Source organism: Calditrichota bacterium (assembly GCA_020637445.1).
GTDB lineage: Bacteria > Electryoneota > RPQS01 > RPQS01 > RPQS01 > JABWCQ01.
In genome coordinates, this window is record JACJVZ010000001.1 from 1,838,162 (window position 1) to 1,847,831 (window position 9,670).

Sequence of the window (9,670 nt, forward strand, 5' to 3'; positions counted from 1 at the left end):
CCTACTTGAAAAGTAGGCAACGTTGCGCTTCGCACGCGCTTTGAAATGAATGCGGCGGCTTGAAAGAGCCGCCGCATTTTGTTTGTCCCCTTGTGCTCGCTATTTCAGAAGAAATCTTTTGCATTTGGGTTTGCGAAGGAGTTTCGACACGGAGAAAGTAAGTGCCACTGGCTAACTCAGGGGGAGCTGTGTATGATAGTGTCGTCGTTTCAAGTCTGCCGCGATGAATCACATCCACATCGCGGCCTAAAAGGTCAAAGAGTGTGACCGCGACGTAATTGTGAAGTGGGATGAAGAGTGAGATATTTAGCGTGTTGTTGAAGGGGTTGGGGTAGGCAGCGAATTCAAATTCAAACAGAAGATTGCGATTGCTGGGTGGCCAACCACTCGCCAGTGGTTCGTTCGGCCCTGGAATGTGAAGCATGGCCAGGTCAGATACTGTGCCGTCCCAAGTAACCCCCGGAATCCAGTAACCGCCGTCCCGCCAAACCGCGCATTGTTGACCCGGGAAGAAAAGGGAATGCGGGATTAATTGAGGCCCGATTCCAATAGTACCGTCTGTAGTGAAACAGATTCGGTAGAATCCCAAAGGCGGCAGAGATCGTCCCCAGTAGAATTGCAGGCTGTCTTCTGCCACAAGAATCAAATTGCCTTGAAGATTCGTATAGGGATTCGGGTCTATCACGGTTGAATCCTCGACACGTCCGGCACGTGAGTCAAACCGATAGTAAAGTCCTCTTTGGTCGCCGTACATGATATAATGAAAGGCACCGTTCACGTCGATATTAAATGCTTGATTGGCATCAACATCTTCCGCGATGTACGTGATCTCTTCGATGCGTGGCGGAGGCCAGAAGCGATCTGTCATCAGTCTGTCGCCCAGGCCACTCCAGGTCATAAGGCAGCCCCAAACAGATCCGTCCGGCGAGGCCGCAAGCATCAGATTGGCCGACAACACAGAGTCTGGACGGTAAACATACTGCAGCGGTTCCACAACATTGCCGTTGGCATCCACAGCGAAAAACTGATTTCCACAGGCACCCCAGACCTCTCCGCTTAACGTCTCAACCATGTGGTAGTTTCCAGGCTCGATGTTATCGTCAAGGATTAGCGGCTCTTGTAGGAATTCGCCATCCAATGACAATCGTACGTAAATTAGCGAATGTGTTGGTGGAGAATTATCATGGTACCTGTTCCACAATACGTGAATACGTTCTTGTCGGTCGAGCAATAGGCCTATTCTGCCGTCGTCTGACCAGTGTGAGTCCGGCAGAACCTCGTACGCATCGCGCAAAGGCCTGCCCCAATTGTCGAACAAGTAGTAGACTAACGTATTGGGTTGTCCAGATCCCGGTCTCGGGTCTTGGGACCTAACCACGAACAAGTGAACCCGAAGAAGACTGTCCACTACCATGTACGGGGTGCCGTGTCCATAGCCATGCGTCAACTCTATTGGCGTGCTCCAATCTTGTGCGATAAGCAGTGTCCCCGCACCCCCCAACACGAAAACCGCGAACCCCACCCGCTTCAAAAGATTGAATGCAGATAGTGCTCGTGAACTAAAATGTATGGTCTTGCGCATGAGTGTGTTGATTTGCTTGACAAGATCCTTCACTACGTTCAGGATGACAATGCTCTTTGGATATTCCGGAGAGCGAAAGATTGACCCCCCTTCATTCCCCCGGAAGACCGGGGGAATTTCTGAATCACCCCAGCATCCACTCCACTGCGGCCTTGGCGTGAATCTCAATCGTGTCAAAGGCGGGGAGCGGGCACTCTTCGGGTTTGACTAACATGGGGATTTCTGTGCAGCCTAAGATGACGCCTTCCACTCCCTGCTCTTTCATGGTGTGCATGATGCGCAAGTATTCGGCTTTGGTCTCTGGTTTGAAGATGCCGAGACCTAATTCTTCAAAGATCGTGTTGTGAATCCAGTCGCGGGCGGCTTTTTCGGGGACGACGGTTTCGATGCCGTGCTTGGCCAAAATGTCTTTGTAGAACGGCTGCTCCATCGTGAATACCGTGCCGAGCAGCGCGACGCGAGTCAGTTTCGCTTTCTGAATTTCGGCGGCGGTGGCTTCGGCGATGTGAATCAGTGGAATGTTGATCGCGGCTTGCACGGCATCGGCGACCATGTGCGGAGTGTTCGCGCAAAAGATCAGGCCCTCCGCTCCGGCCGCTTCGAGAGTCTTGGCAATGTTGCTGACGTAGCGCTCGCTTCCCGGCCAGCCTTCTTCCTGATTGTTGTTGTAAAACTCATGGAAGTTTACGGAGTAGAGAATCAAGCGCGCGGAGTGCAATCCGCCGAGTCGCTCGTTGACCAATTTGTTGATCAGCCGGTAGTAGTCAACGGTCGAGTGCCAGCTTGTTCCGCCGATGAGTCCGAGTGTTTTCATAAAGGAAAATTGTTATCTTGTTGGCGAGGAAGCAAAGTTCAAGGGAATGAAATACAGAAACGGGAGACCCCTTTGAAGAAATTCTTTTTTGGCGGCGCGGATATCAAATCCGGCGCGGCGAATTTTGGACTGCTGGTTTTGCGGCTTTATGCTGGTCTGATGATGGCCTTTTCACACGGATTGGGAAAACTCCCGCCGTCAGAAAAGTTCATCAGCGGCGTCGCGGACATCGGATTTCCGAACGCAGTGATTTTCGCGTGGGCGGCGGCGCTGAGCGAATTCCTGTTCAGCCTGTTCGTGGCCGCCGGACTCATGACAAGAATCAGCGCATTCTTCGTGACGTTTACCATGGCGACGGCAGCCTACAGGCATCTCAGCACCGGCAACGGCGACCCGGAAAGGGCTCTGACCTACCTCGCGATTTTCTTTGCCCTGATGCTGATCGGGGGTGGGAAATTCTCGGTGGACAAGAAGCTCTCATAGCTCCAAAAGCAACTCTGACCCAAAGAGAGGCAACCTCGGTTGCCTCTCTTTCTTATTTCGCAATTTTACGAAATATCAAATTTTTTGGCCTATTGATTGCCGAGAATAATGGGCAGCCCGTCTTTGCCTGATCCGACTACGACAACCTTGGCATTCGTGGAAGTAGCTAATTTTTCAGTAGCTTCGATGCCCTTCCAACGCAGGAACGGATCGCTCAGACCCTGTGAGACAATCTTCTGGAAATCGGCAATACCCTGCGCTTCGATGCGCTTTCTGTCCGCTTCTTGGGATTCTTTGGTCAAAACAAATTCCATTCTCTGGGATTCCTGCTCGGCTTGGAGCTTCTCTTCGATGGATGCGGTCAGTTTTGGAGGCAATCCAACCTGACGGAGCGGCGTAGCCTCGATGGTGATTCCGCGGTTTTCGACCAGCTTGGCAAGCTCGGTGTGGATTTGCTGGGCCAGAACTTCGCGTTCGGAAGTATACAGAGCGCGAGCCTCATAACCGGCTGTCACACCACGAGTTACCGATCTAAAATTTGGTTCAAGGATGATTTCCCGATAGTTCGGGCCAATACTCTTGTAGACTTCAGCGGCCTTCTCCGGATTCAAGTGATAGAGTACCGATACTTCCAACTGAACGGACAGCCCTTCTTTGGACGGGACGGTCATAACCTCTTTTGTTTCTTGAGTTTTGACCGAGAATTTGTTAATGGTCGCGAGCGGATTTCTGATGTTGACACCGGGCTTCAGAGTCGCTTCTGAGACTTTCCCAAAGAAGTCCACGACACCGACGTGGCCGGCCGGAATGACGGTGAAGCAGCGGAAAATCAGAACAACGATGATCAACCCACCGAAGACTTTGAAGATCAGGCTGGGGTTGGGTGTGGCAGTGTATGTGGTCATAAGAGAGACACCTCCGTATTGAAAAGTGTTGAAATTTCGTTGTGTAGGGTCTCTAAAGATGCGGAAATCGCAGGGGAAAGGCAAACGGGCGCAGAATTACAATTTCGAGGCTTCTAACCCTGATTCCTTAGGGAGATTTAGTTGAGTATTGCAGGGGAAATTCGTAAACTCTATGCTTTAGGATGTTACGGGAAGCGCACTCGCGGAGAGTACGTCTCGTGAGCATGGGATAAACAGGACATATTGCCCGGAAATCGGGCGGGACACGAGCAAAACAGCATGTCAGACCTGTCATTTTTGGTGAATGCGGATCCTCAGGTAATCGACGATATTTACGAAAAGTACCGTCAGCAGCCTGATTCGGTGGATCATGGATGGAGAAAATTCTTCGAGGGGTTCGAGTTCGCGCGGACGCTCAACGGGCACGCGCCGCAGCAAGCTCCCGAAGAGATGGAAAAGGAATTCAAGGTGGTCAACCTGATCGCGGCCTACCGTCAGCGCGGTCACCTGTTTACCAAAACGAATCCCGTCCGCAAACGCCGCAACTACGGCGGCAAGCTGACGCTTGAGAATTTCGATTTGTCCGAAAAAGATTTGGACACGGTGTTTCAAGCGGGCACTCGCGTCGGCCTGGGCCCGGCGCCGCTGCGGGAGATAATTCGTTTACTCGACGAAACCTACTGCGACTCCGTGGGTGTGGAGTGGATTTTTATGCGCGATCCGAAGGTGCTCGATTGGCTCAAGGATCGTATGGAGAGCAACCGCAACCGCCGCCACTTCACGCATGAAGCGAAACGGCACACATTGCAAATGCTGACGCAGGCCGTGGTGCTCGAGAAGTTCATGCACCAAAGGTTCGTGGGACAGAAGCGGTTTTCTCTGGAAGGACTCGAGACTTTTGTTCCGGCGATGGACGCAATCGTCGAGCGCGGAGCGCTGCTGGGCATCCACGATTTCGTGATCGGTATGGCGCACCGCGGCAGGCTGAATATTCTGACGAATGTCCTGGACAAAGACTACCGTCACATCTTCAACGAGTTTGAAGGCAAGCAATACACGGACGCGCAATTCTCCGGCGACGTGAAGTACCACCTCGGCCATTCCGTTGACAAGAAAACCAGAGCCGGTCTGCCTGTTCACTTGACCGTTATGCCGAATCCGTCGCACCTTGAAGCCATCAATCCGGTGGCTGCAGGAGTTTGCCGCTCGAAAGCGGACTTGAGATTTAACGGCGACTATCAGAAAGTGCTGCCGATCTTGGTGCATGGCGACTCGGCGATTGCCGGTCAAGGAGTCGTGTACGAGCTTCTGCAAATGTCGCACGTCGACGCCTACAAGACGGGCGGTTCGTTGCACATCGTATTGAACAATCAAGTCGGGTTTACGACCAACTACATAGAAGCACGTTCGAGCACCTATTGCACGGACGTCGCGAAGACGACGCTCTCGCCCGTGTTCCACGTGAACGGCGACGACGTGGAAGCTGTGATTTACACCGTAGAGCTGGCGCTCGAATTCCGGCAGGAGTTCCAACGCGACGTGTTCATTGACATTTTGGGTTACCGCAAACACGGGCACAACGAAGGTGACGAGCCGCGTTTCACTCAGCCGGTCCTCTACAAAGCGATCGCCGCGCATCCGGACCCGAGGCAGATTTACGCGAAGAAACTCGCCGACGAAGGTACTATCCCGGTGGACGACTCCAAGCAGATCGAAAAGGACTTTCGGACAAAACTCGACAACGATTTCAGAACCGCCAAAGAAGTTTTCGAAACGATGGCTCCGAGTTCACTGAAAGATTACTGGAAGGACCTGCGCTTCGCCCGTGCGGAAGATTTTGAAGAGTCGCCGGTGACGGGAGTCGAAATCAAGACTCTCAAACGAGTCGCACAGGCGATCACCAAGCTCCCCGAGGACGTGCAGTTTATCAACAAGGTCGAACGAATCTTCCAAGACCGCCGCAAGATGATTACTGAAGGGCGATTCGATTGGGCGATGGGCGAGCTGTTGGCTTATGGGACACTGTGCGACGAGGGATTTCACGTCAGATTGTCGGGACAGGATTCGAAGCGCGGCACGTTTTCCCACCGTCACGCGATGGTGCGCGTCGAAGATTCCGACAACGAATACTATCCGCTGCAGCATATCAGCAAAAAGCAAGGCACGTTCGAAATTTGGAATTCGATCTTGTCAGAATATGCGGTGATGGGCTACGAATACGGTTACGCGATGGCATCGCCCAAATCGTTGGTTCTGTGGGAAGCACAGTTCGGCGATTTCGCGAACGGCGCGCAGATCATCATCGACCAGTTCGTAGCAGGTGCAGAACAGAAATGGCGCCGCGAAAACGGCTTGGTGCTGCTGCTTCCGCATGGTTCGGAAGGACAAGGGCCGGAGCATACGTCGTGCAGGGTTGAACGCTATCTCGAAATGTGCGCGGGCACGAATATGCAGGTCGTGGCCGGGACATCGCCTGCGAATTTCTTCCACGTATTGAGGCGGCAACTCGCGCGTCCGTTCAGAACTCCGCTGATTGTGCTGACGCCGAAAAGCCCCTTGCGGCATCCGCTGTGCGTCAGTCCGATAGAAGAATTCGGTCCGGACAAAAGATATCAGGAAGTGCTTGACGACACGTGGACGACTCCGAAGCAGGTTAAGCGCGTGGTATTCTGCATGGGCAAGTTTTATTTCGATCTTGTGAAAAAGCAGCGTGACGCGGATCGCAAAGACGTCGCTCTGGTCAGACTCGAGCAGATTTTCCCGCTTCCGAAAAAGCAGATACAGGCAATTCTCGACCGCTATCCAAAAGCCGAGTTTGTGTGGGCACAAGAGGAACCCGCGAATCAAGGTTGCTGGCCGTTTTTGAACCGCAAGTTTGATCAGGCAAAACTAAGAGTGATTTCACGAGATGAGTTTTGCACGCCGTCGGTCGGCTTCCCCGAATTGCATGACCGCGAACTCGCGGAGTTGGTAAACAAAGTATTCGCAAACTAACCAGACTTTCCGCTCAATCGCGCGGAGAAGAACAAGGCAAATCCATAGATGCTTGAAGTGAAAGTCCCCAGCCCCGGGGAATCCGTCAACGAAGTCACGATATCGAACTGGCTGAAGTCAGACGGCGAATTCGTCGAAGCGAACGACGAGTTGTTTGAGATCGAATCCGAGAAGGCGACGCTCTCGGTGTCCGCCGAATCGAGCGGCGTGCTGAAGATTCTGATCAACGCAGGCACAACCGTTGAAGTCGGCGCGCTAGCGTGCACGATTGACGAATCGGCGACCGCAGGCGCTGCCCCGGTGAAAGCGGAAGCTGCTCCCGCGAAAGCCGAATCAGCGGAGCCTTCCGTTCCCGCACTGGCTGCGAGCAGCGGATCAAAGATCGCATCACCCGCCGCGAGCAAGATTTTGCGCGAAGCCGGAGTGAGCGCGGACAGCGTTTCCAACGGCAGCGGCAAAGCCGGCCGCGTTACGAAAGAAGACGCGGTTAAAGCCGCGGCTTCGGCAAAGTCTGTGCCGTCACCCGCACCCTCAGCAGCTCCGGCGGCGAGTTCGAACGGCCCGACGGCAGCTCCCGCGAAAGCCGCTCCGTCTCATATGCCGCCGCAAGCGCCGAAAGTTGCCTACACAGGCGAACGTGTCGAGCGACGCGAAAAGATGTCGCCGCTGCGGCAGAAAGTGGCGGAACGCTTGGTTTCCGTGCGCCAAACCACAGCGATGCTCACGACGTTCAACGAAGTGGACATGTCGAACTTGATGCAGCTCCGCAAGGACTACAAAGAAAAATTCCAAGAACAGCACGGCGTCCGGCTTGGGTTTATGTCGTTCTTCGTGAAGGCTGTGACGGAAGCTCTGAAGTACTTCCCCGCCGTGAATGCCTCGATCGAAGGCGACGAGATCGTCTATCACGATTACGTCGACATGGGGGTTGCTGTACAGGCACCCAAAGGGCTTGTGGTTCCGGTGCTGCGCAACGCCGAGAGTATGACCCTTGCCGACGTCGAGCGCGAAATCGAGCGGCTGGCCGGACGCGCGCGCAACAACCAGTTGACCATCGACGAAATGACCGGCGGCACCTATACGATTTCTAACGGCGGCGTGTTTGGCTCTTTGATGTCGACGCCGATTCTGAATCCGCCTCAGAGTGCAATTTTGGGCATGCACAAGATCGAAGAACGTCCTATCGCACTGAACGGTCAAGTCGTGATTCGCCCGATGATGTACGTGGCGATGAGCTACGATCATCGCATCATCGACGGGCGAGAATCGGTCGGATTCCTCGTGCGCGTGAAGGAAAGTTTGGAAAATCCGGTGCGGATGCTCTTACAGGTCTGAGCTTCAGCCGGGTTGCGCGGGGCATGACCCGGCTCGGCGAAGTGGAAAGAAAATCTCAATCAAATAATGAAATACGATCTTGTAATTGTCGGGAGCGGACCCGGCGGGTATGTCGCGGCGATTCGCGCGGCGCAGTTGAAGATGAAGGTCGCGATCGTCGAGCGGTACTCGACGCTGGGCGGCACCTGCTTGAATGTCGGATGTATTCCTTCAAAGGCTTTGCTCGATTCTTCTGAACTCTATTTGCAAGCTGCGAAACATTTCGAAACGCACGGCATTGGCGTCAGCGGACTGAAAGTGGATTGGGAGACGATGCGCGGCCGCAAAGATTCGGTCGTGGGCGACAACGTGAAGGGCGTCGCCTTCCTGATGAAAAAGAACAAGATTGACGTCTTTCACGGTCACGGGACATTCTTGGGTGCGGAAGCGCTGCGCGTGACGAAAGAGGACGGCTCCATCGAAGATATTTCGTTTGCGAAGGCAATAATTGCCACCGGTTCAAAACCCGCGGACTTGCCGTATGCAAAAATCGACAAGCAGAAAATAATTTCGTCGACTGAAGCGTTGGCTTTGAAGAACGTTCCGAAGGAATTGGTAGTGATTGGCGCAGGCGTGATCGGCTGTGAATTGGGCTCGGTGTTTGCAAGGCTTGGCACGAAAGTGCGGATCGTCGAGTATTTGAATTCCGCAATTCCGACGATGGACGGCACGATGGGCAAGGAATTGGGCAAATCGCTCAAGAACATCGGAATCGATCTCTATCTCGGCCACAAGGTCAAAGCCGTCGAAACGAAGGGCAAGAAGATTAAAGTCGTCGCGGAAACACCGGGCGGCGAAGACGTCGAGCTGCCGGGCGACTATTGTTTGATGGCGGTCGGACGCAAACCCTATACGGACAAACTTGGACTTGAGAGTGTGAAAGTATCGACGGACCAGCGTGGATTCATCAAGGTGAATGAGCATCTCGAAACGGCGCATCCGGGAATATTTGCAATTGGCGACGTGATCGGCGGAGCCATGCTCGCACACAAGGCCGAAGAAGAGGGCGTGTTTGTGGCCGAGTATCTGGCCGGACAGAAACCGCATATCAACTACCGGGCGATTCCGTGGGTTGTGTATACGTGGCCGGAAGTCGCGGGGGTGGGATATACCGAAGAAGAATTGAAGCAGTCGGGCAGAAGCTACAAGTCAGGGAGTTTTCCGTACAAAGCTCTGGGTCGTGCGCGCGCGGCCAATGAGTCGGAAGGCGTCGTGAAGGTTTTGGCTGACAAGGAAACAGATGAGATATTGGGTGTGCACATGTTCGGCGCGCGTGCGGCGGACATGATCGCGGAAGCGGTGATCGCTCTGGAGTTCCGCGCATCGGCGGAAGACATCGCCCGCTCGTCGCATGCGCACCCGACGTTCACGGAAGCAATGAAAGAAGCATGTTTGGCCGCGACGGAGAATCGCGCGCTGCACCTTTAACCGTTCCGGCCGGGTGGCACAGGCCTAACCCGGCTCGACAACAAGAGACATCATGGGATTTGTCCGCTTAGAAGAATTTCGGGAACGCCC

7 protein-coding genes are annotated in these 9,670 nt (G+C 54.0%); 4 read left to right on the forward strand and 3 right to left on the reverse strand.

Annotated features, from left to right (window positions below; translation table 11 throughout):
• Nucleotide 1: 1 nt before the first annotated feature.
• Together H6507_07660 and H6507_07665 are read right to left on the reverse strand one after the other, a co-directional pair.
• The gene (locus tag H6507_07660; protein ID MCB9368964.1) at nt 2-1,615 is read right to left on the reverse strand and encodes a T9SS type A sorting domain-containing protein; all 1,614 of its coding nucleotides are present in this window, start codon (nt 1,613-1,615) and stop codon (nt 2-4) included.
• 91 nt (nt 1,616-1,706) lie between these two features.
• On the reverse strand, nt 1,707-2,396 hold the full coding sequence (locus H6507_07665) for an aspartate/glutamate racemase family protein (protein ID MCB9368965.1): 690 nt from the start codon (nt 2,394-2,396) through the stop codon (nt 1,707-1,709).
• Between the two features lie 159 nt (nt 2,397-2,555).
• On the opposite strand from H6507_07665, the gene H6507_07670 reads away from it, so the two are divergent.
• Nucleotides 2,556-2,879 carry a DoxX family protein gene (locus H6507_07670; GenBank protein ID MCB9368966.1) on the forward strand — a complete coding sequence of 108 codons (324 nt, stop codon included), beginning with the start codon at nt 2,556-2,558 and terminating at the stop codon, nt 2,877-2,879.
• 89 nt (nt 2,880-2,968) lie between these two features.
• Here H6507_07670 and H6507_07675 read toward each other — a convergent pair whose 3' ends face one another.
• Nucleotides 2,969-3,784: a prohibitin family protein gene (locus H6507_07675; GenBank protein ID MCB9368967.1), complete on the reverse strand. Its 816-nt coding sequence runs from the start codon at nt 3,782-3,784 to the stop codon at nt 2,969-2,971.
• A gap of 279 nt (nt 3,785-4,063) precedes the next feature.
• Between H6507_07675 and H6507_07680 the strand changes: the two genes are divergently transcribed.
• The 3 genes from H6507_07680 to lpdA all read left to right on the forward strand — a co-directional run bounded on the left by H6507_07680 (nt 4,064) and on the right by lpdA (nt 9,580).
• Complete coding sequence (locus tag H6507_07680) at nt 4,064-6,778, forward strand: 2-oxoglutarate dehydrogenase E1 component (GenBank protein ID MCB9368968.1); 2,715 nt, start codon at nt 4,064-4,066, stop codon at nt 6,776-6,778.
• Between the two features lie 48 nt (nt 6,779-6,826).
• Nucleotides 6,827-8,113 (forward strand): 2-oxoglutarate dehydrogenase complex dihydrolipoyllysine-residue succinyltransferase, encoded by a 1,287-nt coding sequence (gene odhB / locus H6507_07685; GenBank protein ID MCB9368969.1) that lies wholly within the window; start codon nt 6,827-6,829, stop codon nt 8,111-8,113.
• Nucleotides 8,114-8,179: 66 nt separating this feature from the next.
• Nucleotides 8,180-9,580 (forward strand): dihydrolipoyl dehydrogenase, encoded by a 1,401-nt coding sequence (lpdA, locus tag H6507_07690; protein MCB9368970.1) that lies wholly within the window; start codon nt 8,180-8,182, stop codon nt 9,578-9,580.
• The last annotated feature ends 90 nt before the right edge of the window (nt 9,581-9,670 follow it).

Bases quoted from the DNA above. Each gene is read 5' to 3' on its own strand.
- H6507_07665 (MCB9368965.1), bottom strand. From the start codon at position 2,396: ATGAAAACACTCGGACTCATCGGCGGAACAAGCTGGCACTCGACCGTT.
- H6507_07670 (MCB9368966.1), top strand. From the start codon at position 2,556: ATGATGGCCTTTTCACACGGATTGGGAAAACTCCCGCCGTCAGAAAAG.
- H6507_07675 (MCB9368967.1), bottom strand. From the start codon at position 3,784: ATGACCACATACACTGCCACACCCAACCCCAGCCTGATCTTCAAAGTC.
- H6507_07680 (MCB9368968.1), top strand. From the start codon at position 4,064: ATGTCAGACCTGTCATTTTTGGTGAATGCGGATCCTCAGGTAATCGAC.
- odhB (MCB9368969.1), top strand. From the start codon at position 6,827: ATGCTTGAAGTGAAAGTCCCCAGCCCCGGGGAATCCGTCAACGAAGTC.
- lpdA (MCB9368970.1), top strand. From the start codon at position 8,180: ATGAAATACGATCTTGTAATTGTCGGGAGCGGACCCGGCGGGTATGTC.